At 64.6% G+C, this 26,590-nt stretch carries 29 protein-coding genes and 1 pseudogene; 10 read left to right on the forward strand and 20 right to left on the reverse strand.

The genetic code is table 11. The features are described from left to right. The first annotated feature begins 68 nt into the window (after positions 1-68). Both HH110_RS06220 and HH110_RS06225 read left to right on the forward strand, forming a co-directional pair. A complete protein-coding gene (locus tag HH110_RS06220) occupies positions 69-410 on the forward strand; it encodes a type II toxin-antitoxin system prevent-host-death family antitoxin (protein WP_176988853.1) in 342 nt (113 codons plus the stop codon). A gap of 3 nt (positions 411-413) precedes the next feature. Continuing rightward, positions 414-1,037 (forward strand): hypothetical protein, encoded by a 624-nt coding sequence (locus tag HH110_RS06225; protein ID WP_176988854.1) that lies wholly within the window; start codon positions 414-416, stop codon positions 1,035-1,037. Positions 1,038-1,040: 3 nt separating this feature from the next. Here HH110_RS06225 and HH110_RS06230 read toward each other — a convergent pair whose 3' ends face one another. Continuing rightward, positions 1,041-1,658 (reverse strand): LysE/ArgO family amino acid transporter, encoded by a 618-nt coding sequence (locus HH110_RS06230; protein ID WP_176988855.1) that lies wholly within the window; start codon positions 1,656-1,658, stop codon positions 1,041-1,043. A gap of 102 nt (positions 1,659-1,760) precedes the next feature. On the opposite strand from HH110_RS06230, the gene HH110_RS06235 reads away from it, so the two are divergent. Further along, positions 1,761-2,654: a LysR family transcriptional regulator ArgP gene (locus HH110_RS06235; RefSeq protein ID WP_176988856.1), complete on the forward strand. Its 894-nt coding sequence runs from the start codon at positions 1,761-1,763 to the stop codon at positions 2,652-2,654. A 14-nt stretch (positions 2,655-2,668) separates the two neighbouring features. Here HH110_RS06235 and HH110_RS06240 read toward each other — a convergent pair whose 3' ends face one another. From HH110_RS06240 to HH110_RS06255, 4 genes are all read right to left on the reverse strand, one after another. Then, the gene (locus HH110_RS06240) at positions 2,669-3,748 is read right to left on the reverse strand and encodes a catalase family protein (protein WP_176988857.1); all 1,080 of its coding nucleotides are present in this window, start codon (positions 3,746-3,748) and stop codon (positions 2,669-2,671) included. 91 nt (positions 3,749-3,839) lie between these two features. Beyond that, complete coding sequence (locus HH110_RS06245) at positions 3,840-4,337, reverse strand: ferritin-like domain-containing protein (protein WP_176988858.1); 498 nt, start codon at positions 4,335-4,337, stop codon at positions 3,840-3,842. Positions 4,338-4,430: 93 nt separating this feature from the next. Then, positions 4,431-4,994, reverse strand: a complete 564-nt coding sequence (locus tag HH110_RS06250; RefSeq protein ID WP_176989140.1) for a M23 family metallopeptidase — start codon at positions 4,992-4,994, stop codon at positions 4,431-4,433. Between the two features lie 17 nt (positions 4,995-5,011). Continuing rightward, a complete protein-coding gene (locus HH110_RS06255; protein WP_176988859.1) occupies positions 5,012-5,632 on the reverse strand; it encodes a DNA-3-methyladenine glycosylase in 621 nt (206 codons plus the stop codon). Between the two features lie 176 nt (positions 5,633-5,808). Between HH110_RS06255 and xth the strand changes: the two are divergent. Both xth and HH110_RS06265 read left to right on the forward strand, forming a co-directional pair. Continuing rightward, positions 5,809-6,585: pseudogene (gene xth, locus HH110_RS06260) on the forward strand (exodeoxyribonuclease III); the annotation flags it as partial. Between the two features lie 104 nt (positions 6,586-6,689). Further along, on the forward strand, positions 6,690-7,487 hold the full coding sequence (locus HH110_RS06265; protein ID WP_176988861.1) for a helix-turn-helix transcriptional regulator: 798 nt from the start codon (positions 6,690-6,692) through the stop codon (positions 7,485-7,487). Between the two features lie 81 nt (positions 7,488-7,568). Here the strand turns inward: HH110_RS06265 and HH110_RS06270 are convergent, their stop codons facing one another. The 3 genes from HH110_RS06270 to HH110_RS06280 form a co-directional block, all read right to left on the reverse strand. Beyond that, positions 7,569-7,946, reverse strand: a complete 378-nt coding sequence (locus HH110_RS06270) for a sel1 repeat family protein (RefSeq protein ID WP_176988862.1) — start codon at positions 7,944-7,946, stop codon at positions 7,569-7,571. 117 nt (positions 7,947-8,063) lie between these two features. Next, the gene (locus HH110_RS06275; protein ID WP_176988863.1) at positions 8,064-9,731 is read right to left on the reverse strand and encodes a hypothetical protein; all 1,668 of its coding nucleotides are present in this window, start codon (positions 9,729-9,731) and stop codon (positions 8,064-8,066) included. Between the two features lie 353 nt (positions 9,732-10,084). Continuing rightward, a complete protein-coding gene (locus HH110_RS06280) occupies positions 10,085-11,308 on the reverse strand; it encodes an MFS transporter (protein ID WP_194243621.1) in 1,224 nt (407 codons plus the stop codon). 390 nt (positions 11,309-11,698) lie between these two features. Here HH110_RS06280 and HH110_RS06285 point away from each other — a divergent pair, with 390 nt between their 5' ends. After that, positions 11,699-11,983, forward strand: coding sequence for a hypothetical protein (locus tag HH110_RS06285; RefSeq protein WP_176988864.1), 285 nt, complete (start codon positions 11,699-11,701; stop codon positions 11,981-11,983). 152 nt (positions 11,984-12,135) lie between these two features. Here the strand turns inward: HH110_RS06285 and HH110_RS06290 are convergent, their stop codons facing one another. After that, entirely contained in the window at positions 12,136-12,603 is a 468-nt protein-coding gene (locus HH110_RS06290) for an Imm30 family immunity protein (protein WP_176988865.1), read from the reverse strand. A 61-nt stretch (positions 12,604-12,664) separates the two neighbouring features. Between HH110_RS06290 and HH110_RS06295 the strand changes: the two genes are divergently transcribed. Continuing rightward, entirely contained in the window at positions 12,665-12,859 is a 195-nt protein-coding gene (locus HH110_RS06295) for a hypothetical protein (protein WP_241696430.1), read from the forward strand. A 53-nt stretch (positions 12,860-12,912) separates the two neighbouring features. Here HH110_RS06295 and HH110_RS06300 read toward each other — a convergent pair whose 3' ends face one another. The 6 genes from HH110_RS06300 to HH110_RS06325 form a co-directional block, all read right to left on the reverse strand. Continuing rightward, positions 12,913-13,359, reverse strand: coding sequence for a hypothetical protein (locus HH110_RS06300; RefSeq protein WP_176988866.1), 447 nt, complete (start codon positions 13,357-13,359; stop codon positions 12,913-12,915). Positions 13,360-13,585: 226 nt separating this feature from the next. Then, complete coding sequence (locus tag HH110_RS06305; protein WP_176988867.1) at positions 13,586-14,338, reverse strand: TSUP family transporter; 753 nt, start codon at positions 14,336-14,338, stop codon at positions 13,586-13,588. A gap of 9 nt (positions 14,339-14,347) precedes the next feature. After that, complete coding sequence (pip, locus tag HH110_RS06310; RefSeq protein WP_176988868.1) at positions 14,348-15,295, reverse strand: prolyl aminopeptidase; 948 nt, start codon at positions 15,293-15,295, stop codon at positions 14,348-14,350. A gap of 69 nt (positions 15,296-15,364) precedes the next feature. Beyond that, positions 15,365-15,631 (reverse strand): hypothetical protein, encoded by a 267-nt coding sequence (locus HH110_RS06315; protein ID WP_176988869.1) that lies wholly within the window; start codon positions 15,629-15,631, stop codon positions 15,365-15,367. Then, positions 15,628-16,974: a TFIIB-type zinc ribbon-containing protein gene (locus HH110_RS06320; protein WP_176988870.1), complete on the reverse strand. Its 1,347-nt coding sequence runs from the start codon at positions 16,972-16,974 to the stop codon at positions 15,628-15,630. Before HH110_RS06320 ends, HH110_RS06315 begins: the two co-directional genes overlap by 4 nt. Before the next feature lie 21 nt (positions 16,975-16,995). After that, complete coding sequence (locus HH110_RS06325; RefSeq protein WP_176988871.1) at positions 16,996-18,135, reverse strand: SPFH domain-containing protein; 1,140 nt, start codon at positions 18,133-18,135, stop codon at positions 16,996-16,998. Between the two features lie 163 nt (positions 18,136-18,298). On the opposite strand from HH110_RS06325, the gene HH110_RS06330 reads away from it, so the two are divergent. Further along, on the forward strand, positions 18,299-18,925 hold the full coding sequence (locus tag HH110_RS06330) for a sigma-70 family RNA polymerase sigma factor (protein ID WP_176988872.1): 627 nt from the start codon (positions 18,299-18,301) through the stop codon (positions 18,923-18,925). After that, positions 18,922-19,596 (forward strand): ChrR family anti-sigma-E factor, encoded by a 675-nt coding sequence (locus HH110_RS06335; protein WP_176988873.1) that lies wholly within the window; start codon positions 18,922-18,924, stop codon positions 19,594-19,596. Before HH110_RS06330 ends, HH110_RS06335 begins: the two co-directional genes overlap by 4 nt. On the opposite strand, the gene HH110_RS06340 is transcribed toward HH110_RS06335, so the two are convergent. From HH110_RS06340 to HH110_RS06360, 5 genes are all read right to left on the reverse strand, one after another. Next, positions 19,586-21,310 (reverse strand): bifunctional diguanylate cyclase/phosphodiesterase, encoded by a 1,725-nt coding sequence (locus HH110_RS06340; protein ID WP_176988874.1) that lies wholly within the window; start codon positions 21,308-21,310, stop codon positions 19,586-19,588. The two genes, HH110_RS06335 and HH110_RS06340, sit on opposite strands and share 11 nt — an antisense overlap. 125 nt (positions 21,311-21,435) lie before the next feature. Further along, positions 21,436-23,022, reverse strand: coding sequence for an SDR family NAD(P)-dependent oxidoreductase (locus HH110_RS06345; RefSeq protein WP_176988875.1), 1,587 nt, complete (start codon positions 23,020-23,022; stop codon positions 21,436-21,438). A 227-nt stretch (positions 23,023-23,249) separates the two neighbouring features. After that, complete coding sequence (locus HH110_RS06350) at positions 23,250-25,133, reverse strand: sulfatase-like hydrolase/transferase (protein ID WP_176988876.1); 1,884 nt, start codon at positions 25,131-25,133, stop codon at positions 23,250-23,252. Positions 25,134-25,387: 254 nt separating this feature from the next. After that, positions 25,388-25,582, reverse strand: coding sequence for a hypothetical protein (locus HH110_RS06355; RefSeq protein WP_176988877.1), 195 nt, complete (start codon positions 25,580-25,582; stop codon positions 25,388-25,390). 5 nt (positions 25,583-25,587) lie between these two features. Beyond that, on the reverse strand, positions 25,588-25,839 hold the full coding sequence (locus HH110_RS06360; RefSeq protein ID WP_176988878.1) for a hypothetical protein: 252 nt from the start codon (positions 25,837-25,839) through the stop codon (positions 25,588-25,590). A gap of 182 nt (positions 25,840-26,021) precedes the next feature. Between HH110_RS06360 and HH110_RS06365 the strand changes: the two genes are divergently transcribed. Then, positions 26,022-26,567, forward strand: a complete 546-nt coding sequence (locus HH110_RS06365; protein WP_176988879.1) for a sugar dehydrogenase complex small subunit — start codon at positions 26,022-26,024, stop codon at positions 26,565-26,567. The last annotated feature ends 23 nt before the right edge of the window (positions 26,568-26,590 follow it).

Raw genomic sequence — 26,590 nt, forward strand, 5'->3', positions numbered from 1 at the left:
CAAAATGGGATTTATGTCCAATTTGGCCAGAGGGGGTATAGTAGGGCCATCCCGTCCTGGAGCGTGCCATGACCCTGCCACTGGATCTGCCCGGCCTTGAAAAGGCCACGGCGTCGTCGGTGAAAACCCGCGGCTGGCCCAGCCTGATGCGGACCGTCCGCGAGAAACAGGCCCTGGTGATCACCAACCACAATCACCCCGAAGCGGTGATCGTGGACATCAAGACCTACCAGGAGCTGCTGGCCAAGGCTGCCGGTGGCGACGCCGACGAGCGGCTGGGCGAGCTGGAACGCCTGCGCGCCGCGTTCGATACCGCGCTGGCCAGCCTGGGCCGCGATGGCGGGCTGGGCAAGGTGCTGGGTCAGCCGATCCGCCGTGGCCGCAAGGTCGCCCTCGGCAGCCCCCTCTGACCGATGGGGCGCATTCTGGTACTGGCCGGTGTCAATGGCGCCGGCAAGAGTTCGCTGCTGGGCATGTGGCTGGAAGAAGAAGGCCTGACCTGGTTCAACCCGGATACGTTCACCCGCCGCCTGGTGGAGACGGGGTGGTCGTTGGGCGAGGCCAACGCTGCGGCCTGGAATGAAGGCGCGCGCCGGCTGCGGCAGGCGATCGACGAGGGTACCGACTTCGCGTTCGAAACCACGTTGGGCGGCAACACCATCCCGCGCCTGCTGCGCGAGGCGTGCGGGCAGCACGACGTGGCGATCTGGTTCTGCGGCCTGCAGAGCGTGGAGCTGCACATGCAACGCGTCGCCGCGCGGGTCAGTCGCGGTGGGCACGATATCCCCGCCGACAAAATCCGCGCCCGCTACGACTCCTCCCGCGAGAACCTGCTGGCCCTGTTGCCGCATCTGGCGGAACTGCACGTCTACGACAACAGCGCCCCGGCCGACGCCCACGGCGCCGAACCGCTGCCGGTGCTGCAGCTGGATCGCAACGGGCTGCACTATCCGGCCTCGGCGATCGAGTTGCTGCAGACCCCCGACTGGGCCAAGCCCATCGTGATGCGGGCCATGGAGCTGCATACCCCGGTGTAAGCGTTACTGCAGGGGCCTGAGCAGCAACAGCACGCTCAGCGTCAGCATGAACACCGCGATGCCCGCGTCCAGCAAGCGCCACGCCTTGGCATGCGCGAACCACGGTTGCAGCCAGCGCGCCCCGACGCCCAGCAGGGTGAACCACGACACGCTGGCCAGGCACGCGCCTGCCGCGAACAGCCACCGGGCATCGCCCGGGTAGCGGGTCGAGAGGCTGCCGAGCAGCACCATCGTGTCCAGGTAGACGTGCGGATTGAGGAAGGTGAATGCCAGGCAGACCAGCAGCGTGCGCTGCCATCCCGCCTGGATGTCAGAAGCTGCATCGAGCCCGCCACCGCAGGACCACGCCCGGCGCGCGGCCATAAGGCCGTATACCGCGAGAAAGGCCGCCCCACCGAAGCGCAGGACCTCGAGCAGCAATGGGAAACGCGCCACGGCTGCGCCGATGCCGGCCACCCCCAGCAGTATCAGGGCGATGTCGCCGGCCGCGCAGACCGCGACCACCAGCGCGACGTGCTGCTGTTTCAGGCCCTGGCGGAGCACGAAGGCGTTCTGGGCGCCGATGGCGATGATGAGACCGGCGCCGGTGAGAAATCCGGCGAGGGCGGCAGCTGGCTGCATGGGGAAATCCACGGAAGGGGGCGTGCAGGGTGGCCGCAGGAGCGGGATAAGCCCAGCTACATTTCCTGTGTCACGATAAGCATTCCTGATGCCGAGATCGCCATGAGCCTGCTCCATCCCCAACTCGCCGCGTTCTCCGCCGTGCTGGAGGAGGGCAGCTTCGAGGCTGCCGCCCGGCGGCTCAACCTCACCCAGTCCGCGATCTCCCAGCGGATCAAGGCGCTGGAGGACCGGCTCGGCCAGGTACTGATCGTGCGCCAGGCACCGTGCCGCCCCACACCCGCCGGTGAACAGCTGCTGCGCCGCGTGCGTCCGATGCAGACCCTGGAAGAAGAGGTGCTCGCCGACTTCCTGCCGGATGCGGAGGTGCAGCACCGCAACGTCTGCCTGGCGGTCAACGACGACTCGCTGGAAACCTGGTTTCTTCCCGCGTTGGCCGCCTTGCATGCTGCACATGGCTACACCTTCGACCTGCGCGTGGACGATCAGGACCACACGTTGGATCTGCTCCGGGACGGCTCGGCACTGGGCGCGGTGACGGCGGATGCCAAGGCCCTGCAGGGCTGCAATGTCCATCCGCTGGGCACGATGCGCTATCTGGCGATCGCGGCGCCGGCATTCAAAGCGACGCATTTTGGCGCAGGCGTGAGCGCGGCCTCCCTGGCCACTGCCCCGATGATCGTCTTCAACCGCAAGGACCGCCTGCAGGCGCGGTATCTACGCACTGTCACGCGCGCCACGCTGGCCCCGCCGGTGCACTACCTGCCTACATCGACAGGTTTTGTCGAGGCCGCCGCACTTGGGTTGGGCTGGTGCCTGGTGCCCGAGTCACTCGCCATCACTGCGCTGAAGACAAACGCGGTGGACGAGCTTGATCCAGCGCGCTGGATCGACGTGCCGCTTTACTGGCAGCACGCCGCGATCCGCTCGACCACGCTTCAGCGCATCACGGCTGCGATGCGAGACGCGGCAAGCAAAGTACTTCGCGATCCGTAATGCGGCCGAGTGTCTCAGCCCACCGGCTCGTGGATCGGGCATCCATTGAATCGCGAGCGGAACTGACGCGAGGCGGCCATCACCACGCGCCGCGCCCGGTTCAATCCACCGAGCGGACGATGCTCGGCCAGCGCGTGCCACGGCGCGAACGCGAGCGCATCCTCGACGCCCGGCGAGGCGTCAGGCTGCCACGCCTCCTGCTGCGCCACGCTCAGGCGTGCGACCGGCAGGAACGGGCTGTCCTCCTCGGGCCAGGCAACCGATGCATCTTCGATCGGCATGCGCTCCACATATCGGCACAGCTGCACGCGCAGCTCCCATTCGACGGGGTTGGGCAGGTCGGTGAAGAAGGCCACCACCGCGTCACGCTGCGCATCTTCGTCCGAACCGATTCTGTCGCCGGTCAGTGCGAGCAGGGCAGGTGAGACCGGCGCCAACGAGAACTTGGCCATGTACGGACCGTAGAGAAACGGCACCTGGCTGAAGAAGGTCTCCCCCAGCGGATGGTGCTGTGGCTCGCCACCCATGCCTTTGAGCAGGGCACTCTGGCCACCGACCGCCTCCAGTGCCGCCTCCGCACCCCGCAGCGTGGCCGAGATCATCCGCTTGGTGCGCGGCATCCGCTCGGTGGTTGCGGCGAGCAGCTTGGCCGAACGCAGGAAGCCGGCCACGCCGGGGGTATTGAACGCGGGGCCGTTGACCATCAGGAAGTCCTGCGTGTGCTGCTCCTCGGCGCCTTCCGCACGCGGGCCCTGCACGCCGATCACCTTGAGCGCCATCGCGCGCGGAGTGGAGACCGAATCAGGCAGCTGCTCGGCGGGCGGCGAGGACAGCCGCACCCGTGCGTCGTAGCTGCCGGGCCGCGCAAACAGGCCGTGGCGCAGCTCGGCGGGCAGGTCATCCAGCACGCGCAGCCGACCCCGCAGCAGGCCTTGACCCTTGGCGTGCACCGCGCGGTGCGCGTGGCCTTCCTGTTCGGCCACCGTCAGTGCCATGCGCGCGAACACTTCGGTCAGCTCACGGATGTGGGTCGCCTCGTCCGCATCGGCGTGCTCGAGCGAGGCGTGGTAGAGAACGGGTGGGCGCAGCGTCATGGAGGCTCCTGTGTGATCAAGGTGGACATCGAAGACTGGAACGCGCTGCGCAGGGAGACAGGCTCCCCGCGCAACGGGTCACTCGCTGGAGTCAGGCTGCAGCGGCCTTGGCATTGAAACCACCGGACAAGGCCAGCAGGGTCAGCTTCTCGTCCGTGTCTTTCTCCTCCTTGAGCGTCTCCAGCAGCAACGGCACGGCCGCCTTGTAGCCCAGCTGTTTGGCCAGCGCGGCGATGGTGCCGTAGGAGGCGATCTCGTAGTGCTCCACTTTCTGCGCGCCACCGATCAGCGCTGCGTCGCGCACCGGCCCTTCCTCGATGCTTTCGATCGCGTCCTTTCCTTCTTCAACCAGCCCTTCCATCGCGGCGCACTTGATGCGCTTGAGCCGGATACCCAGCAGCTCCACCACCTGGTCGATGCGCTCGATCTGGCCCTGGGTTTCCTCCAGATGCGTGGTGAAGGCGGCGGCCAGGTCGGGATTGGAGGCGGCGCGCGCCAGCCTGGGCAACGCCTTGGTCAGCTGCTTTTCTGCGCTGTAGATATCCGAGAGCTCGTGGATGAACAGGTCTTCTGCGGTCTTGATCGCCATGGGAGGTACTGCCGGTGGGTGTCGAGTGACCGACGCTAGGCGCGTGGGTGTTAGGCCGGTGCGCTTTGTTGTGAAGGGCCCCTGCACGCGCGCTCAAGGCGCGTCCGGCCATGCCTTCAGCAGGGGCAGCGGATCGTAAGCACCGTCGGCACCGTAGATGCCCCAGTGCAGATGCGGTGGCGTGCCCTTCGCGTTGCCGGTATCGCCGACGTAGCCCAGCACGGCGCCCTGTTCGATGACATCGCCGCGCGCCAGGCTTTCGCGCCAGTCGTCCAGATGCGCGTAGTAGTAGCGCTCACGCGCCGGGCCCATCACCCACACCTGGCGGCCACCCAGGCCACTCTCACGAATATCCGCGACGATGCCGGGTGTCGCGCTGCGCACTTCGGTGCCACGTTTGGCGAAGATGTCCACGCCGGCATGCGTACGATCGCGTCCCCGGGGTGCGCCGAAGGTATCGGCCACCTGGCGTGCCGAAACACCGGCCACGGGAACGGGCAACGCTGTCGGGGCTGGCATCTGCGACAGCCGCCAGAGCGCCCGTGGCGATTCCGCGATGGGGCTGTTCCACAGCACGCCGGCTACGACGATGCACACGACGAGGACGAGCAACCGGAGCAGCCAGCGGCGCAGCCGGCGTGCAGGCGAGGAGCGCAGGGGCGGCGTCACGGCACTCACGAGACGGGCTCCCGCGACTTCTTCGCAGCCGTGCGTCCCGACACATGCAGATGCTCCGGCACATGCCAACGCCACGGAAACTCGATCGCCTTGCTGATGCCGATCCGAGGCCCGACCACCGGCGCTTCTGGCGGCGCCATCCCATCGGACACAATGCGGATGCCACGGTCATTACGCACCAGATCCGCACCATCCAGCGCCTTGGTGATGCCCATCGCCTGCGACAACCGCCCCGGGCCACTGGCCAGATCGCGATCACGCCGGATGGCCGGCCGCGCTTCGCGGATCAGCTCCAGCCCCGCCACCGGCTCGAGCGCCCGCAGCAGCACGCCCCAGCCCTGGCCGACCTCACCGCACACGGCATTCGACCCCCAGTGCATGCCGTAGCTGAAATACACGTAGAGGTGCCCGGCCTCACCGAACATCGTGGCGGTGCGCGCGGTCATGCCGCGGTACGAGTGCGCCGCAGGATCCTGGTCACCGGCGTACGCCTCCACCTCGACGATGCGGCCGGCTCGACCGTCATCGCGCACCAGCAGCTTGTTCAGCAGCTCGGGCGCCACGTCGGTCGGGTGCCGCTGGTAGAAGCGTCGCGGCAGAACGGTCCACTTCTTCATGCCAATCCACGCAATGGAGATACCTTTGCCGAAACGAGCCCTTACTGTGACGCGCCGGCGGTCAATGCGCGATCAACGCCTTGCGATCATCACGCCATGCTCGCCCGACATTCGCGGCAGGTTGATCGATACAGGGCAATCCTCGGCTACGTATCCGCCGCGACGAAGCACGCGCCATGCCCGCCAGAAAACGCCTGAAGATCGCGACCTTCAACGTCAACGGCGTGCTGACCCGGCTGCCGCATCTGCTCGCGTGGCTGGAGCGCGAACAACCGGACATCGTCGCCCTGCAGGAACTCAAGGCCATCCAGGAGGCATTCCCGGAGGCCGCCATCCGCGATGCAGGCTACGGGTGCATCTGGCAGGGACAGCGCGCATGGAACGGTGTCGCGCTGCTGGCGCGCGGCCAGGACCCGATCGAAAGCCGGCGTGGCTTGCCCGGCGATCCGAAAGACGACCAGAGCCGCTATCTGGAGGCGGCCGCACACGGTGTGATCGTGGGCGGCCTGTACCTGCCCAATGGCAACCCGCAGCCCGGCCCGAAGTTCGACTACAAGCTGAAGTGGATGCAGCGCCTGCACAAGCACGCGAAGAGCCTGGTCGCGCTGCCGCATCCCGTCGCACTGATCGGCGATTTCAACGTCGTGCCCACCGATGCGGACATCTACGATCCCAAGTCGTGGCGGAAGGACGCGCTGCTGCAGCCCGAGGTGCGCGAGGCGTACCAGGCGCTGCTCGGGCAGGGCTGGACCGACAGCCTGCGCGCGGTCCACGGCGACGCGCAGATCTTCACTTTCTGGGACTACTTCCGCGAGCACTTCGCCCGCGACCGCGGACTGAGGATCGACCATCTGCTGCTCAATCCCGTGCTCGCGCCCAATCTGAAAGACGCGGGCGTGGACAGGTGGGTCCGCGCTCTCGAAAAGCCCAGCGACCACGCACCCACCTGGATCGAGGTGCTGGCGCCCACCAAACCCCGATAGCTGGCCGGCGCCGATACCGAAAATGCGCCTGAGGCGGTACAGTCGCCTGGCAGGTTGTTTTGAAGGGTATTGCCATGCCATATCGAAGAAGGGACATCGCCCCGGGCGTCGGCGAGGGCAAGCGACTGCCGGCCGGCCCGGAGACCCCGGTGTTCTGCCGGGCGCGCGAGTATCCGGCGGGCACGATCATCGCGCTGCATCACCACCCGGACCGCCATCAACTGGTCTACGCCGAATCCGGCGTGCTGGTGGTGCAGGCCGGGGCAGGGCGCTGGGTGGTACCCAGCACGCGCGCGATCTGGATTCCGGCCGGCATGGGGCACAAGGTCAGCTGCATCGGCGCGGTCGGCATGCGCAGCCTGTACATCCTGCCGCAGGCGATTGCCCAGCCGCCGGCCAGCGGATCCACGGTCTCGGTGACGCCGTTGCTGGCTGCACTGATCCACGCCGCCATGGACGTACCGACGCCGTATCAGGCCCAGTCGCGCAACGGGCGGCTGATGCAGTTGATCCTGGATGAGCTGCAGATGTTGCCGGTGCTGCCGCTGCACCTGCCGCAGCCGACCGATCCGCGCCTGCGGGTGATCGGCCGGCAGCTGGACTCCACTCCGGAAGATCCGTCCACGCTGCAGGACTGGGCCACCCGGTTGGGTGTGGACGTGAAAACCATCCAGCGCCTGTGTGCGCGCGAACTGGGCATGACCTTCGGGCAATGGCGCCAACAGGCGCGCCTGCTGCGTGCGCTGGAGCAGCTGGCGCACGGTGACAAGGTGATCGACGTGGCGCTCTCGCTGGGCTATGCCAGTCCGAGCGCGTTTACTGCGATGTTCAAGAAGCGCTTCGGGCAGCTGCCGAGTCAGTTCTTCCATTGAGGCATCAACCCATCCTGATAGGCCCGAAGCTCCAGGGCGAACGTGGATGACCAGGTACTGGTGATCGATGGTGAAGTAGTTCTAGAAGTCGTGGTCCGCGTAGCGATCCTTTCCATCCAGTCGCTCTTGGGCCTCTGCGTGCCCGCCCTCGGCAGCAACATGAAACCAGTGCCGGGCCAGCATACGACTGATCGGCGCTTGATGGAGGCCCGCTTCATACATGGTCCCCAGCGCAAACGCCGCGTCAATGTCGCCCTGATCGCCAGCGGCTTCCAGCCCCTGAATGCACTGAACCGCCTCCAGGCGAGTACGGGATTCAGCGCAGCCGCACTCACTCCCTGCGCATCCAGCGATAGACGTGCCAGCAGGAAGCAATGAAGTCGCACCATAGGCCTGCGTCTGCTTTCCTGGGCCTGGCAGCAGAAGGATCAACAGGGCCAGTGATCGGGCAGCGTGCATGTTTGAGCTCCAGGTCGGCACTTTCGGCGTATTGCGTCGTGGCCCAGCTAGTCGGCCAGATTTGCGAGGACGCGTTTGCAACAGGATGGCGCACGGGCCGCAGACGCCTCGGCGGCACTACTTATGGTTGGGTGTCCGCTTTCCTGGACCAGTTCCCTCGTCGGCATCCGCGTCCATGCCCTCGTCGCGGAGCGTCTCCTCCAATGCGCGCTGCAAGGCTCCGCCAATGACCATCAGCCCCCAATTGCGCGTCTCCAGCAGATCGCACGCGACATGGCGACCACTGGAGTCAGCCTGGCATACCTCTTGAAGCATGCTGTGCGCATCGACCGTGCTGCTGTTCTCCTGCACGCTGGCCAGGTTCTCGCAGCCCTCGCGAATGCCTGCACGGCAGACCTTGAGATACTGTTCGGCTGCGTGCTGCCACTGACCGTTCAATCCCAGCCGCGTACCAAGCACGTTGCAGCCCTGCAACTTGCCGCTTGCGCAGCAGGCCTCGGCACCCCCATCGACCAGGGCCTTCGGGCAATCCTGCACCAGGGGTACCTCGTTGAAATCAACCGGTGGCATGCAACGAGCCTGCCCGCCCTGATCAGGCTGGCGCTTGAACCGCTGGAAACGGGTCCACTCGTCCATCCCCAGCAGATCGCCGTTGGGCAACGGTTTCAGAACGAAATCTCCGCCTCGCTCATGCCGGATGCGGATAGCGCCATCCTCAACCCGGGCACGCAGCTGGCCGAAGCCCGCCTTGACCAGGCCCCGATCGCCGAATGACAGGGTATCCATGAGCGCACGTTGCGAAACATACTCGCCGCAGGGGACGGTCTCGGCTGCCTGCGGAACCAGTTCTGCCCCCAGTTGCTGAAGTGCAGGCGCCATGGTGCAGGCACTGCTGCTCCCCCCTGTGCACGCCAGCGCCAGTGCGGACGTGGCGTCTACCAGCTTGTTCGCATTCCAGTGCTGCTTGGCCACTTCAGTGCAGAAATCACCATCCTTGGTCTGTTCGCAGAATGCGAGAAGATTGGCCAAGTGTTTAGGCGACAAGGGCGGCTGTGAGGTCCGGGACAGCACCCCCACCATCCCCGCCGCTGCAGATGCACCGAGAAGAGCATCGTTGACCTTCTGCACAAGCTCCGGAGAAGCCTCCATGACTTTCCGGCATGCAGCCTCGTCGGCGTGCTCAGACTCTTCGCGGCAACTTGCCGGGATATCGATTTCCGCCATGGCCTTCTCCATATAGGCACGTGCGGCGGCAATCTGCATTTCCGAAAGTCCCCCATCCTCGTCGGATTGTTCCAGTTGCCTGTACTTCTCCACCAAGCGGGAACACAGTGCAGGCACGCCTTCATTGCAGCCCGCTTCAAGATCCGTGATGTCCTTCTCGTGGAGATCAGCAAGACAGCCGGCGGGATCGGCCAGGCAGCTTCCCTCGGGATGGGGGACGACCGCCTGACATTGCGCAGGCTTGCTCAAACGGTAGTGCCTGTCATCCACACTCAGCTCACGACCGTTCCTGCTGATCATCACGGTACTGATCAGACCGTACCTGAGATTGACCAGGCTCAGTTGGCCGTCGATCGGCTGGAGTGCAAACGCCTTGTCAGAGTCGTAGTCGGAAAGTTCCCGTCCACGATCGGGAGCGTCCAGCTGCAGCTTGGCACTCCCGGTTTCACTCACGAAGAGTCCACATTTCACGGTCTGTGCAAAGCTGCTGGGAGCGAGCGCCAGCAGTGCAAGAGTAGCCAGGGCGCGCAGGCCTCGACGTCGCAGGTGGTGATACCGCATGTCGTCTCCTTGACGATGGACAGCACGGAGGACGACGAGCTGATCAAATACGTCTTGGCTTTGGTCTCGCCCCCCCCTGCCTTATAGGGGCCGCGAGGATAGGGGAGACAAGCGATTGGGCCAACAGCGAGGCTGTGGTCCACGGCACTGTAAAGTACGCCGGGTAGCGCAGGAGGTGGCGAACGCGTCAGTCAGTGACAGAGCTACCCTGCTCGCGAGTGTGCGAATGCAAGTCTTTGTGCATACACCGGTGTCCAGTGGTTGTCGGCATTGCCTGCATGTGCGCGGCAACCGTGCCTCCAGCCGCTACCAAGCGAGCCTGGTGCTGCCGCTGCACGTGCCAGGCAGACGCCTCAGTGCATGTTCGTCTTCGGCAGAAACGCAGTGGCCAGCCCAAGCAGTGGCAGGTACGAGGTGAAGTGGTAGACCCACACCAGACCGTGCACGTCGGCCAGATTGCCCAGCCCCGCGGCACCGATACCGCCGATGCCGAACATCAGGCCGAACATCAGCCCCGAGACCATGCCCACGCGGCCCGGCACGGCTTCCTGCGCATACACCACGAGCGCCGCGAACGCCGAGGACATCACCAGCCCGATCACCACCGCCAGCACCGCCGTGCCCATCAGGTTGGCATAGGGCAGGGCGATCGCGAACGGGGCCACGCCCAGGAAGGAAATCCAGATCACCGCTTTGCGCCCGATCCGGTCCCCGACCGGACCCCCGATGAAGGTGCCGAGCGCGACCGAGGCCAGGAAGATGAAGAGGTATATCTGGCTCTGCTGCACGCTCAGGCCGAAACGTTCCATCAGGTAAAAGGTGAAGTAGTTGGTGAACGAGGCGATGTAGACGAACTTGGCGAACATCAGCACCGCGATGACCGCGATCGCTTGGATCACCTTGCCGCGGCTCAAGCCGATGCCGTGGCTTCTGGCCAGGCCCTTCATCTTGGCCTGGCCGTGCTGGATGGTCCAACCCGTCAGGCGGAACAGCACAGTGATGGCGAGCGCGGCGGCGAGCATGAACCAGGCGATCGCCCGCTGCCCGTGCGGAATCACGATCGCCGCCGCCAGCAGCGGGCCGATCGCCGAGCCGGTGTTGCCGCCGACCTGGAAGGTGGACTGCGCGGTACCGAAGCGACCGCCCGAGGCCATCCGCGCCACGCGCGAGGCCTCCGGATGGAAGGTGGCCGAACCGATGCCGACCACGGCCGCGGCGACAAGCAGCATTTCGTAACGGGTCGCCGTCGCCATCAGGGCAATGCCGACGAAGGTCGCGATCATGCCGGACGGCAGCAGATAGGGCAGCGGCCGTTTGTCGGTGTACATGCCCACCCAGGGCTGCAGCAGCGAAGCGGTGACCTGGTAGACCAGCGCGATGATGCCGATCTGCCCGAAGGTCAGCGAGAACTGGGCCTTGAACATCGGATAGACCGCCGGCAGCACCGCCTGGATCATGTCGTTGAGCAGGTGCGCGAAGGCGGCGGCGCCGACGATGCGGATCGCGAAGCCCTGGTTCGGCGCGGGGCTGAGTGGTTCGGCGGGAATGACGGGGGCGGCAGCGGTTTCGGGGGTCATGGGAGCACGATCGGGAACGGGGGTTAGCCACGGGGTTGGGCTAGAAAACGTGCCCCGTGGCGCGAAACAGGACGCCAAGCGTAGGCCGGAGGGAATGCCCCGTCTCTCGCGAATTGGGCGGTGCTCGTCGCGATTAGGACATGGGCGTTGCGGTTCCCCCGATTACCTGGCTGCGGGCGCCCGGAACGATGGGGCGTCCAATGGCAGGTTTTCCTCGATCACCCTCAGGGCGCCCAGCAGCAGCGTGTGCATGCCCCACCCGAACTCCGCCTCGATCAGGTGCACGCAACTGTTTTCGACAACCTAGCCTTGGTGCACAGCGCACGTATCTGCTCTCGGCGGCAGCGGACCTCTGAGTCACGGATCGTGCCGAGGACGCAGGACAGGACGTTGCCGAAGCAGTCTGTCGTCATTGACCGGCGTGGTCGGGCGAATGCTGCCGGGTCGCTGGATCTGGGTCAGGATCTCGGTCGCCAGGTTGTGGCTGGCGTCGTACTGATCGTCCTTCTGCAACAGCGACAGTACCGCGCGGGCCACCTGCTGGCCGTGCAGCGCCTTGTGGTGGAGGTGGCCATTGCGGTCTTAGGGCGTATGGGTCAGCAGGCTCTCCTGAGTGCGCAAAACCTCGTCATGCAGTTGGTCGCGCACGAAGTCGATGATCACCCGGCTGTTTAGGTTTAGCTGATGCAGGTGGCCGCTGCCGTAGCATAGGTGGTTCAGCTGACGCTTATCGGGCAGGGTCAGGGTTTGCAGATTGCCCAACGCATCGCAGTCATACTAAAAAAGACCGGCACTGCTGGTTTCGCTGAGACGTTAGGTCGAACGCTTTACAGGTGTGGTCGGCGGCAAAGTGATCGTAAATTATCGTCTTCTACGATAGATTTAATAACAGTATTTTTCTCTGGATTGGCTTTTGAGAAATTTATCAGGAATCTTCTTATTGCGTCGCTGTTTGGGTGCGTTTTCAATAAGGCTTTGTATGTGTTGGAGTAATCTTCCGAGTTGGTAATGCGATACGTGATGTGCTCCAGCCAATCAGGAGCAAACTTATTGAGAGCCTCGATGTTGTCAAGCACACATTGCACGTAGTCTACGGAATTAAACGATTCTGCCATGCCAATTAGAACATTCATCAGGTCGATGTGTTCTGACTCGTCATCCAGGTATAACAAAATTACCGAGATATATCTATTGTTCTTCGAAGCCGCCATTTTTCGCACAATGTCTGAAAAGCATTTCATATCGGCTTCGGATTTCAATTTGGAATATTTTTTTAGTTCTGAAATCAAGGACATGGTTTTCTTATCCGTGGAGGTTTATTGAATAGACCTGAAGAAGTCTCTTTGTTTTGAACTGTTGCATCTGCGCGAAGGCGGCGGCGCCGACGATGTCGAGCAACGCCAGTATGGCCACGAGGGCGGGGCGCCGGGTGCGAATGCCGCACTCATCGTGCTGCCCAGCCAGGGCTACGTAGTGATCGGGTTGAGCAATGTCGATCCGGATGCGATGGAGAACGTGGTCAACTTCGTCGGCAATCGTCTGCCGCTGTAACCGTATTGGGCCAGCACCAAGGCGAGCCAAGAGCACTTTGGCCGCCTTCGCAGCTATCTGACCGGCTTCAGAAATGGGTCCTCGGGCGTCCACTGCCCTTCGCTAAAAGCGGTAATGGACTTGCCACCGCCATCCTCATCCTGGAACCCTGAAACAGCTATGCCGTACTTGAAGAAAACTGTAATTCCAACAGTTGTCATGGCTGAAGGATCCAAATCCATCAATGACTCATATGTTGACGTTGACTGGCTCCAGTCAAGTGCAATTCCCGGCAGCGATACATCGCTTATATTTGAATACATGCTGATAGATGCAAGAGAACTGCTGCACTTCAGGAAAGTGAGCTGCAAGCCATTGTCATGCCAGTACTGAGTAGTGGCGTCGGCATCCGTGTCGTAACAAGAGAATCGCGGCTTTCCAATCATGGTTGCCACCATGGATGGAGACATTCCAAATCTCAATTTGCCTACGCCCACATAAGGCAGGATTTCGTAACTCATCATTGTTAGCCGCATCTACTCACAACACACTGCCACAAGTTGATGCCCGAGGCATCCGAGCATGGCGTCAGTCATGCCTCGGGTGCCTTGGATACATCGGACACGATGCTGCCGGCCGTTCATTTGCCCTGATTGTGGGTTATGACGTCATTCGCCATCTTTGCGCGTCGATCCCGATTCACGGTCAACGTTGTCGGCAATCGCCTGCCGCTGTAACCCGGCCGGCTCAGCGCCAGCCCAGCAGCACCGGCAGCGACGACGCCAGCAACACAATCCCCGAGACCGTCAGCAGACTCAGCACGATCTGCCGGAACCGCACGTCGCTGATGCCGATGTAAAGGCGGGTACCGAGCAGGGTCGGGATCAACATGGCCGGCGCGACGATGGCGAACATCGGCAGCATCTCGCGGGTGACGATGCCGGTGCCCACGTAGGTGCCCATGGTTACCAGCAGCATCGACAGGTTGAAGTTCTGCACGATGGAGCGCTGCACATCGCGCTCGTAGCCGCGCAGCGTGCACCACAGCGTCGGCAGGGTGCCGGTGAAGCCACCGAGCCCGCCCATGATGCCGCCGGCAAACCCGACCACGCCATCCGCCGCGCGCCCGCCCGCGGTGACCCGTGGCAGCTGGCGGGACAGCAGCATGGCGGGACACCACAGCACCAGCAGGGTGCCCAGGATGGCCTTGAGCCAGTTCATGTCGAGCATCGGCAGCAGGTAGACGCCCAGCGGAATCCCGGCCAGTCCGCCCAGAACGAAGGGCAGCAGGGTCTTCAGATTGAAGCCGCGGCGCACGGTGAAGGCCGCCAGCAGCTGGCCGGTCAGGGCACCGAACACCGAGAGGGTAGCCGCGAGCTTGGGGTCGAGCACCCACGCCCAGAAGGAGAGCGCCACCAGCCCGAACGCGAAGCCCGACAGTCCCTGCACAAAGCCCGCAACGATGGCACCCAGCGCCACCACCACGTAGATCGAATCCACTACGCCTCCTTACTGACGGTCTGCGAACGCATCCGTCGCGCGCACCAGGGCATCGGCGGTCGCCGGTTCCATCGCGCTGTGGCCGGACAGCACCATCTGCAGCGAGGCCTCCGGCCAGGCACAGGCCAGGTCCCACGCGCTGCGTGCCGGGCAGATGATGTCGTAGCGGCCCTGCACGATCACGCCCGGCAGATGCCGGATGCGGTCGACATCACGCAGCAGCTGCCCATGATCGAGGAAGGCATGGTTGCGGAAGTAGTGTGCTTCGATGCGCGCCTTGGCCAGCGTGTGCAGCGGATCATCACCGGACACTGCATCGACGTCATGCACCAGGGTGGCGGCGTGGTCTTCCCAGCCGAGCCAGGCCTGCGCCGCGGCGATACGGGTCGCCTGGTCGGGGCTGTCCAGCCGCCGCCAGTAGGCCTCGATCATGTCGCCGCGCTCGTCTTCGGGGATATGCGCCTCGTAGCGCGCCCAACGTTCCGGGAACACCCATCGCGCACCGCCATCAGCCTCGGCGAACCAGCGGTTTTCCTCGGCACGGCCGAGATACACGCCCCGCACGATCACGCCCGTCGCGCGGTCCGGGTGCGCCTGTGCATAGGCCAGCGCCAGGGTGGACCCCCACGAGCCACCAAACACCAGCCAGCGCTCGATGCCGAGCAGGGCGCGGATGATCTCGACGTCGGCCACCAGGTGCTGGGTGGTGTTGTCGCGCAGCTCACCGAACGGCGTGGAGCGGCCACTGCCGCGCTGGTCGATCAGCACGATACGGTAGCGCGCCGGATCGAAGAAGCGACGATGGACCGGCGATACGCCTGCACCCGGGCCCCCATGCAGGAACACCACCGGGATGCCGTCCGGGTTGCCGCACTCCTCGATGAACAGGGTATGCAGGGCATCGACCGGCACCTGATGCGTGCGGAAGGGCGTGATCGCGGGGTAGAGCGTGCGCATGGGGGCGTCCTACGGAAAACTGACGCCACATGATACCGCCCGGGTTCGTCGAGACGCGCCCGTGACGCGTCACAAGGGTGGCGGGCTGTCCCTGTCGCGCTGCACCCGTGTCCGATAGGCACCGACATTGTCACCCCGGATGCGTCGCTCCTGCGTCCCCGTCACGGTATCGACCTTGCGGTCCGCGCCCGTCACCGGCTTGGCTTCAATGGTCGTTTCATGCTCGAACGCATGCGACTTGTCGGTGTTGCGGTAGTACCGGTACAACGCCCAGTACAACGCCGTCGCACCGGCCGGGCCGGCGGCAAGCAGCCAGAGTCCACTGTCATCGCTCATGAGGCAGCTACCAGGAAGAAGAGAACGAGGGCTTCAATGATCGTGCCGGTGGTGAGCGCCGCCAGCAGCAGCTTCCACTGCTGCACGGGCACGCTGCCCATGGTTTCACCGGTGCGGCCATTCACCGCGATGTAGTGCAGCATGCCGCCGTTGCGGCCAGGCTGGTGATACGAGTAAAGCCACACGGGCAGGTACATCGACACCCAGCGGGTACCGTGCACATCCACGCGCTCGCGCTCCCAGCGCACACCGCGATCGTAGCGGCGCACCGAGCCCTCGACCTGCGCCCGGGCGATCGACAGCAGCTGATCTTCCAGTCGCGGCCGCAGCTTCTCCACGTCGAGGTTGCGTTTTTCCGAGGTGAAGCCCGCCAGATAAGAGGCGTTCCACTTCAGCGCGTTCTTGGTATCGAACGGCAGGATCGCATTGATGATGTTGTTGGTGTTGGCCTGCGTATCCAGGTTGCCGCGTTCGGCCGAGGATTCCATGGTGAGATCGTCCACGGTGAAATCCACCTGGCGATCCACCTGGTAGACATCGGCGTCGTAGTAGGTCTGCTTGTTCTTCTCGGTGCCCCGCGTGTACTGCCGGGTCTGGATTTCGCCCTTGCCGGACACGCTGGCGCTGACGTTGCTGTCCACGATCATGTAGGGCAGGTAGACGCCGGTAACGTTCTCCGGCGTGAACTGGTCCTTGAACGCCTTGAGTGCGAACAGGCGGCGCTTGTCCACGAACTGGCGGATCCGCGCGACGGCATCGTCCTTGCTGATATGGAACGGCAGCACCGCATCCGGCACCGCGCCATTGGAAATCTGCTCGTTGACCCCGAACACATGGCGGCACCAGTGGCAGCGTGCCGTCATGGTGCTCTCGGTGTTGATGGTGACTTCGGCACCGCAGCCGGTGCATTTGAAGCTCATCAGGCTGGCGGTATCGGCCTCGATGTCGCGCGCACCGGAGGCGACGACCGTGCCGCGCAGCTCGCCAATGCCTTCGCCGAACCCGAAGGCTTCCTCCACGCGGTCGCCATGCCATTCGTGACGGCAGAACTGGCAGACCAGCAGATCGCTGCCCAGCTTCAACCGGATATCGCTGGAGCCGCACTTCGGGCAGCGGTTGAGGCCGTCCTTGAGCTCGGCCGCCGAGGTGTCCAGCGCGACCGGGTCGGGCGCCTGCACCTCATCGCGGATGGGCTGGGGCAGGGTCTCCGGGTCCAGTGGAAAACTGCCGGGCAGGGGTGGCACGTCCCGGGGCGAGCCCGGGCCGGTGACCGGTGCTGCCGGGGAAGGCGGCAACGGCGGCGGAGCCGCCGGGATCGGCGGTGGGATCTTGGGGTCGGACATGGTGTCGGTGCGCTCGGTGTCTTACAGCCCCAGCGCCTTGGCCTTGAGCTTGTCGTAGTCGTCCTGGGTGATCAGGCCGAGGTCGAGCATCTCCTTGGCCTTCTTCAGCTTGGCGACCGGATCGTCCGCTGCGGGAGCGACCGGCTGCTGCATGCCACCGACCCCGAGCATGCCCGAGGCCATGCCCACGCCGACCAGGCCCGCCGCGCCGCCATTCTCACCGGCCGACTGGATGCCTTGGGCCACGCTGGCCTGCAGGTTGGAATTGCCGCGCGAGCCGGCCAGGGCATCGGCGCGCTGCACGGTCTTGAGCAGTTCGCGGGTGTTGGCGTCGTACTCGATCGAGACGATGGCGGTCTTGACGATGGCCAGGCCACGATCGGACTCCCACTGGTAGCCCTGCTCGACGGCAGCGGACAGGCTCTGCGCGAAGCCCAGCGAATCCTGCTGCAGCTTGGTGATGCGGTTGCCCTTGCCGGGATCGTTCGTATACAGGCTGAAGGCCGGGGCCAGCGAGCCGACCACTTCATTGAACAGCTGGCTGGCGGCGGCGTTGTCCAGATCGGTGAAATCGAACACCTGGCCCGGCTGCAGGTAGCTGGCCGGCACGAAGTTCTTCACGAACAGGATCGGATCGACGATCTTCAGCGTGTACGAGCCGCGCGTGACCGCGCCGACCTGGGTGCCGAGGAAGCCGTCGTCCCAATAGATCTCGGACTGCGTACCGAAGCGGTTGTCCGGCAGTTCCTTCAGCGAGACGAAGAAGGCCGCCTGCTGGGACCCGGGCTGGCCGCCGAACTTGAAGCGTTCCCAGCTCTGCTTGATCAGGGGGCTGACGAAGCCGTCGCCGGCGAAGATCGACTGCGAGTTGGCATCGTCGGAGCGCCACTCGTAGCCGCCCGGTTCGGCGACGAAGCCGGTGATCGCGCCGTCCTGGAACAGCAGCAGGCCATAGCCTTCCGGAACGACGATCTTCGAGCCGTTGGTGATGATGTTCGAGGAGGCGCTGGTGTTCGACCCGCGACCGGCATTGGTGCCGCGCGGCACGGCCGCGAACAGCGCTGCCGTGGAGGGCAGGCCCGTCGGCACGGTGTAGAAGTCCTTCCACTGGTCGGCCAGAACGCCACCGACTGCCCCTGCCACTGCCTGACGAAGACCCATGACCCGCTCCCTGTGATTCGTGGCCGGACACCGTGCCCGCCATGCCCGGCTGACTATATCAGCAGCCAGGGCACCGGCAGGAGGCGCCTGCATCCAATCCGCCCCGTTGCCCGTACAACCGGCCATGAACCCCAAGTCGCCGATCGCCCGGAACTGGCCTAGGATGGACGCCGACCCCTCTGCTGCAAGGTTGACGCCTTTCGAGGCGGCCCGGATGAGTGCCATTCCCGCGCAACACACTGCGGAGCTGAAGACCTGGGCTGCGGATGTGGCCGCGGTGGCCGGCGCGCGTGACCGTGAGTGTTTCATGCGCATCTACGACCACTTCATGCCGCGCCTGTGCCGGTATCTCAGTGGACTGGGAGCGCCTCAGGCGGTGGCGGAGGACCTCGCCCAGGAGGTTCTGCTGAAACTGTGGAACCGCGCCGATCTCTACGATCCTTCCCGAAGCGGCCTGGGCACCTGGCTGTACCGGATCGCCCGCAACCTGCATATCGACCGCGTGCGGCGGGAACACATCTGGGTGCATGCCCACGAGGTGGTCGAGCAGGCTGCCGAGCAGGATGACGGGCGGGGCTCCCTGGCCGAGCTGCACACCGAGCACGTCCGGCTCAAGCAACGGCTGGACGAACTTTCCGCCACACAGGCACGGCTGATCCGGATGTCGTACTTCGAAGCAAAGACCCATTCCGAGATCGCCGACGAATTGAACATGCCCCTGGGAACGGTCAAATCACACATCCGGCGGGCGTTCCTGCAACTGCAGTCGCTGATGGGAGAGAAGCGGTGAATCCTCGCCACCACCTGGATCCGGCCACCGTGCTCGCGTTTGCGACCGGCACGCTGGCAGCGGAGATGTCCGTGGTTGCCGCCGCGCACCTAGAGTCCTGCCCCCAGTGCCGGGAGCAGCTGCGCTCGGCCGAGCGCTTGGGCGGGGTGCTGCTTGAGCAGCAAGGGTCGCCGCCAGCGGAAGAACATCGGCAGGCGGCGCTGCGGGAGGCAATGCTGGGCAGGCTGGATGCGCCGACGCCGCCCGCGGTGGCGCCGGTTGAGGTCGAGCGCAGCCGGGTGGGCACGCACGATCCGGATCGGCTGCCCTCCGCGCTTGCACCGCATTTCGGGACGTCTTACCGCTCGCTCAAATGGCGGTGGATGGCGCCGGGTGTGCACTGCATCCGCGCCCCGGACCTGCCGTCGCTGATCATGCTGAAGATCGCGCCCGGTAAATGCCTGCCCATGCACAGCCATGGCAACAGCGAGCTGACCCAGATCCTCCGCGGTGCCTATGACGATTCACTGGGGCACTTCGCACCGGGCGATGTGGCCGATCTGGACAGTGAGGTCGAACATCAGCCGGTGACCACCCCCGGGGTGGCGTGCATCTGCGTTTCAGCGCTGGATGCGCCGCTGGTCTTCAGTGGCTGGTTCGCCCGCAAGCTGCAGCAGGTGTTCAAGCTCTGACGCCCGCGCCCTGTTCGAACACCTGCCTCACCGCGGGCGGGGACATGGGCCGCGCAAGCAGATAGCCTTGGACTTCGTCGATCCCCATGTCGGCCAGAACGTCCATCTGCGCTTCCTGCTCGACCGCTTCGGCCACTGTCAGATAGCCCAGCTCATGGGCCAGATGATGGATGGCGGACACCTTGGCGCGTGCGCGCCGATTGTCAGCGATGCCATCGATCAGCGACTTGTCCAGCTTTACGGTGTGGATAGGAAGGTCTGACAGGTAGCTGAAGTTGCTGTAGCCACTGCCAAAGTCATCAATCGCCACCTTGATGCCGGCCTCCGCCATCGCCGCGATGTGGTCGATCGCCGGTGACCCCGGACGCAGCCATTCGCCCTCGGTGATCTCCAGTTCGATCATCGAGAACGGCAGCGCCCTGTGCTCGAGCTTGCTGCGGATGTCATGCCATGCCGATGCGTTGGACAGATAACTGCTGGACAGATTGATCGAGACTGGAATGTCCTGTCCCTGGGCGCGCCACGCTTGGACTTGATCCAGCGCAGTGTCCAGCACCCAGGTCGTCACCTCGTCCATCAATGCGGTCCGCTCGAAGACCGGAATGAACTCGCCCGGGTTGATCGGCCCCAGGGTGGGGTGGCTCCAGCGGATCAAGGCTTCTGCCGAGACCGGGCGCCGACCGTCGAGGGTGAAACGGGGCTGGTAGTCGAGATGGAAGTCACCGTTCTGCAGCCCGCGCTCGGCATCCGAGGCCAGCCGGTAGGCGCGGTGCATCCGTTCGTCGCGTTGTTCGGAGTACCAGCAAAGCGCCTGGCGAGCGTCGAACGCGCCCTGCATGCTGACCAGCAGTCGTCGCAGCACGTCGTGACTGTCCTGCTCATCCGCATCGACGGCACAGATGCCGGCATGGAAGCGGGGGGACATCGGTACCGCGGCAGCCATCAACGGGCGCAGCATTCGCGTCCTCAGCTCCAGGACCAGGCTCTCGACATGGCCTGCTGCCGGCATGTCGACCACGAACGCGAAGCGGGTCACCCCGACGTGGTACACCGTTGCGGCGTCCTCCAGCGCGGTGCGCAGACGGACGCCGGCACGCCGGATCAGTGCTTCCAACGGGCGCAGCCCCAGCACTTGGCCCACCTGGTTGGCGCGCGGAATATCCAGCACGTCCACCGCGACGGCGTAAGCCCTTCCATCCGCACAGCGCGAGAGAATGCCCGGCAGATCCGCATGAAACTGGTGCCGGCTGGGCAGGCCACTGACCGGATCGAGGTTGCCGGAGAGGTTGCGCAGCTCCAGTTGTGCGATCACCAGCTCCGCCAAGGTGGCCAACTGTTCCTGATCGCGCGGGTCAAAGGTGCGCGGACGAGTGTCCATGACGCACAGCGCACCGATGGCGACGCCATTCTTGGCTACCAGCGGCGCGCCCGCATAGAAACGCAGGTGGGGACTGTGGGTCACCAGCGGGTTGTCCCGGAAACGAGCGTCCTGCTCGAGATCCGGGACGACCAGGACACCGTCGGAGGTGACGGCGTGGGCGCAGATCGACGAACGGATATCGGTCTGCGCCATGGGCAGACCGATCCGGGAAAGGAAGCGCTGCTTCACATCCCCCAGGACCGAGACGAACGCCACCGGCGCGTTGAAGGTGTAGCCAACAAGCGCGGTGAGCCGGTCCAGCGCAGGCAGCGACGCGACGCTGTCGACCTGCATGGCGCTCAGCACCGCGCGTCTTTCATCCAGGGGGGAGGGTGGGGGACTCATGTCGTATCGGAGGGGGGCGGGGGCCAGCGGCCTTCTGTCCACTCCATACGCGTCAAACGCCGTTCCGGATGCAGTTACCAGTCCGTGGGCGCGTAATCCTTCAGGAACTGACCCCAGACGTGCTCGCCGGTGTTGATGCCGTGGATGATCGGATCGACGATGCGCGCGGCGCCATCGACGATATCCAGCGGCGGGTGGAAGCGCTCTTCCTTGACCTTCTTGGCCGCGATATCCGCCGGATCCTCGTCGGTCACCCAGCCGGTGTCGACGCTGTTCATGTGGATGCCGTCGTTCTGGTAATCGGCCGCCGAGGTGCGCGTCATCATGTTCAGCGCGGCCTTGGCCATGTTGGTATGCGGGTGGCGGGTGGTCTTGAAGTTGCGGTAGAACTGCCCCTCCATCGCCGAGACGTTGACGATGTGCTTGTCGCGTCCCGGCGTGCGCAGCATCAGCGGCTTCAGGCGCGCATTGATGATGAACGGCGCGATGGCGTTGACCAGCTGGGTTTCCAGCAGTTCCACCGAGGGCACTTCGGCCATCAGCATGCGCCAGGAGTTGCGGCCGCGCAGATCGACCTGCTGCAGATCCTGATCCAGGCGCCCGTCCGGGAACAGGTGCTGCTGGGCCACCAGCTCATCGTCCAGCAGCGGGACCTGGGACAGCTCGGCCGCACGAGTCAGGCCATTGGCGGCGTTGAAGTCGCGGCCCTGGACCACCGGCAGCGCGGCCGACCCGGTGGTGCCGAGCAGCTCGGCGCTGCGCAGCCCCTCGTAATCGCCGATCAACCTGCGCAGCGTATCGGGCACCTCCTGGAGCGGAGCGGTTTCACCCGCCATCATGTGCGCGTAGAACTGCGGCGGCCGACGCACGGTCTGGCAGGCGTTGTTGATGATGAAATCCAGATGCGACCGCGTGGCCAGCAGTTCGTTGCAGAAGGCTTCCACGCTCGGCGTGTGGCGCAGGTCCAGGCCGTAGACCTGCAGGCGGTGACCCCATTCGGCGAAATCCGGCTCTTCGGCGTACCGGGCGGCCGAGTCACGCGGGAAGCGCGTGGTCACGATCAGTTCCGCACCGGCACGCAACAGCTTCAGGCCGGCCTGGTAGCCGATCTTGACCCGCCCACCGGTCAGCAGCGCGACACGACCGGTCAGGTCGGCGGTCTCGGTGCGCTTGAAGAAGTTCAGCTCGGCGCAGGCCGGGCACATCTGGTCGTAGAAGTGATGCAGCTGGGTGAACTTCTGCTTGCAGACATAGCAGTGGCGCAGCTCCGGCGAATGCACCGGCTCAGGCGTGGCGTCGGCATGCTCACCGTTGGAGGCATCGTGCAGGCCCGCGGCGTGCGGCGGGAAATAGTTCGGGGTGCTGAACACCGGCTTGCGGCGCAGGGCGCGGATGCCGGTCTGCTCCAGCAGTGCCTCGGCCTTGGCCACCTTCTCCTGATGACGCGCCTTGGCCTGCTGCTTCAGCTTCGCCCGGCGGGCTTTGGGCTCGGGGTGGTAGACCTTGGCGACGACCTGGTGAAGGCGGACGCGGTCGGCTTCCGGCAGCGTATCGAGCACGCTGCGGTCGGCTTCGATGGCCTCCAGCAGGTCCAGCGCGGTGCGCAGGCGGTCGGTCAGGGGCAGGTCGTCATCGGCAAGGGGCAGGGCGGTGGTATTCAATTCGGATCCGGAAAAGCGGCAGGAAGGCAGGCATGGACGGCCGCGCAATGGCCGCCTGGGCGGGCATTCACCGGCAGGCCGGGGCAGACGGTGGGCGGGTATTGTCCCTGATCCTGGGATTTGATGCCGGATCGGGTGTTCAGCAGCCGAAAACGGACGCCGGCCACGGGGTTCCCGGGACCAGTGGCGATTCTGAATGCACCAGATGAAATGCGTGCGTCTCCCGCTCAGCCCGCCGGGCTTGCACGGGCGGCAGCCGCCTGCACCGCGCCTGGCTGCAGCAGCTGCATCTGGTCGAGGATGACGGCACTCGTGTGGTCAGGCGGGCGTGCATTTTCGACCGGCAGGTAGTCGTTGCCGAGCACATCGATGCCGTACGGGCGTATCAGGAGTGTTTGCGAGCCGGCGCGTACCGCACGGGTCGTCCATGATTCGACCAGCAGGGGGCGCTCCGCCGGCAGGTCCGTGAACAGGTCGAGCCCGGCGGAGAACTCCGCCGGCGGGTTGGTGCAGGACAACAGGTGCCGCATCAGGGTGGGTGCGATGTCCATGTGGCTGGTGACGGCCGACTCCAATATCGGGGTGCGGCCGGGCCAGCGTACCAACATCGGCACGCGGGTCTGCACATCGCTGAAGTTGCTGTTGTGCCCCCAATCGTTCTGGCCCAGGTCGTTGAACGATTCGCCGTGGTCGCTCGTAATGATCACCACCGTGTCCTCGCTTAGACCGGTGTCATCCAAGGTCTTCAATAGACTGCCGATAAGCGTATCGGCCTTGAGCACGGCATTGCGATACCGATTGAATAATGGAACTGGATCGGTGGAACGTCCCGTCTTCAGGTGAGCCCCTGTTGCGGCCTGCGGCATGTACCGCTGCTCTGCGTCCGCAGGCACGGCGTAGGGCGTGTGTGCGCTGTCCAGGAGGATGAAGCCAAAGAACGGCTGACTCGACGGCTGTGCATGCAGAGCGGTGACCATCTGTGCGACCACATGGCGGTCGCGCATATCCTGCGGAACATGGCTTGGCGCGGTATGCAACGGCGCGTCGGTTTCGACGAACACAGCACGGTCCATGCGGGCACCATGCAGTGAGGCACCCCCATACAGATGGTAGGCATATCCGTGCCGCTTTAACTGACGCAGCAGTTCCGGTCCACGCCGGTGGTGGATCATGGTGTTGGTATGCATCGCCGGCAGGCCATAGAACAACCCGAACAGGCCGTGCATTGTGTTGTTGCCGGTGCTGTAGTGCTGTCCGGCCTGCCATGCGGTAGCGGCAAAGCTGAACGTATGCGGCATCTGCTCGCCGGTGACCATGTCGTAGCGGAGCGAGTCGACCACGATCATCAGTACATTGAGAGGTTGCTGCGCCTGACACTGGAGTGGCCTGCGGGGATAGAGCAGGGCGGCACCTTGGGACGGCTGCTCCGCTAACGAGCGCTGCGAACGATCATCGACCGCCCAGCCCAGCTCGACCAGATGTCGACGCGCCGTTGCAGTGTGAAGCCAAGGAATGGCGCGAAGGCCAGCCATTGCATCTGTACGCCCTCGTGCGTCATACCAGATGCCCAAAGCCTGGGTAGCAAGCACCAGTGGCAGTAGCACGAGCACAAGCCATCGCCCGCGTAGCCGAAGGACACGTGGGTCCCGCAGGCAGCGGGCGAAAAAGAGCTGCGCCATCCCGAAGGTAACTGTCCCGACCATTGCGGCGAGCCAGAACCCCGGGGACAGCCCGAGCTGTCCCAGCAGTCCACCATTCAGCACCAAGGCAATTACCAAGCTGTTGATATGGAAGCCGAACTGATGGAAGACACGTGCATCGATCAGTAGCGCCACCCACCACAAGGTAGTAAGGGTGACGACGGCTGGCAGCGCCCAGGCGCGAAGTGGCCTGATCATTCCAATCAGGAGACCTGGCAGGCCGCATATTGCCATTGCCGTGCCGACCTGCGCAGCCAGTGCAACAACGGTAAATACCCGCGCGTCCATCGCGGTGGGCCACTGCAGATTCGTGATCACCGGGATCGCGGACAGCGCGGCATTGACCACCAGAAACATCGGTAGCCACTCGGCCTGACGCGAAGAAAGAGCAGCGTTAGTCGTGTCAGCCATTTACAGCAATCCCGCAACAAAGGAGGCGAGACCGTACAAGGCTGCGCACCACCAATGCCTCGATATAGAGAAAAACAATAGAGGCAGCAGAACAAATAGACTATTAGTTGAAAATGCTGTCGCAAGCAACCTGTTTCGCGGACGCAACTATCGCAACTAGCACCCAGAAGCTGTGGAATCAGCACGCAGCTGCGATTCAGTCACCGTCAGCGTGCCGAGAGACGGTAACGCAGCACGCTCACTGCCTAACCAATTCAATTCGCGGAAACCGAAGCCTGCAGCGCCGTGGCCAGCGCCGCATCACCGTTCACCAGTTCCGTCCACTTCAGGGTCAAACCGTTCCGCTTGCCCTTGGGCACCAGCTTCATGCCCTCCGGGTCGATCGTGAGCGTGTAGCTCTCGTCGCCGATCTGGACTTCCCGGCGCAGTGGCTTATCGAGCGGCGTCATGAGCGTTACGGCTTCGGTGGTGACGCGTGTTTCGGCTCCGCGGAGGTCTCGGTGCCATGGCCGGAGTCCTGCTCTTCGGAAGCCGCCGTGCCACTGCCGCCCCCGGGCACATTGCGGGCGGATGCGTTGTCGGCAGGCGCGGTGGCCGCTGCAGGCTGCTCGATCGCATCGGCATGCTTGCCTTGCTCGGTACGCTCGCCCTGGCTGCAGGCCGACAGCGCGAGCGCCGCGAGGGCACTCAACAACACGATTCGCATGGCGATTCTCCGGCATTGATGACGAACCCGGTTTGTAACGCTGACGCCGTTGGCGATGCGTGATCAACCCGATGATCACTCTGTGATGACAACCGCATGGAGTACCCTTGCCGCCGTCGATGCTTAGCCGTTCCGTGGTCTACGGGCGGGGAGCCGGCGTGTTACGGAGCAGAGTTCACATCATGAGTATTCCCGAGGGACTGGACGAGAATCGGCGGGGGCACGGCCTCACACGAAGAGGCTTCCTGCTGGCGGTCAGTTCGGTGTCGCTGCTCGCGGCCTGCGGTGACAAAGCGCCTCCTGCAGCAACCTTTGCTGCGACGGCCCCTGCGGCCAAGGCCGATACCGCTTTCCTCGACCTCTCCCATGCCCTCACCGGCAAGACCGATCTGGATCCGGCCACGGCCGACCGGATCGAAAAGGCGTTCGCCCACCTTCAGCCTGAGCTGCATGCGCAGTTCCCCGCGCTAGTTACGCTGGCCGGGCAGGTGAGTGGTGCCACTGCGCTGGTCGCCGCCGCGGGCGAGGCCAGGCCCGCAGCGCTGGCGATCATTACCGCGTGGTACACCGGCACCGTGGGCAAGGGCGTGCATGCCGTGACCGTGTCCTATCGCGATGCGCTGATGCAGCGCTGCGTGGACGATGGCCTCTCCCCGCCGACCTACGTCCAGGGCGGACCCGCCTGGTGGACCGCCGCGCCGCCGGCCCCGATTCGAGCCCACGCATAAGCCTGCGCGGTTCTCTTACACTT

This window comes from Stenotrophomonas sp. SAM-B (genome assembly GCF_013387485.1).
GTDB classification, from domain to species: Bacteria; Pseudomonadota; Gammaproteobacteria; order Xanthomonadales; family Xanthomonadaceae; genus Stenotrophomonas; species Stenotrophomonas maltophilia_AA.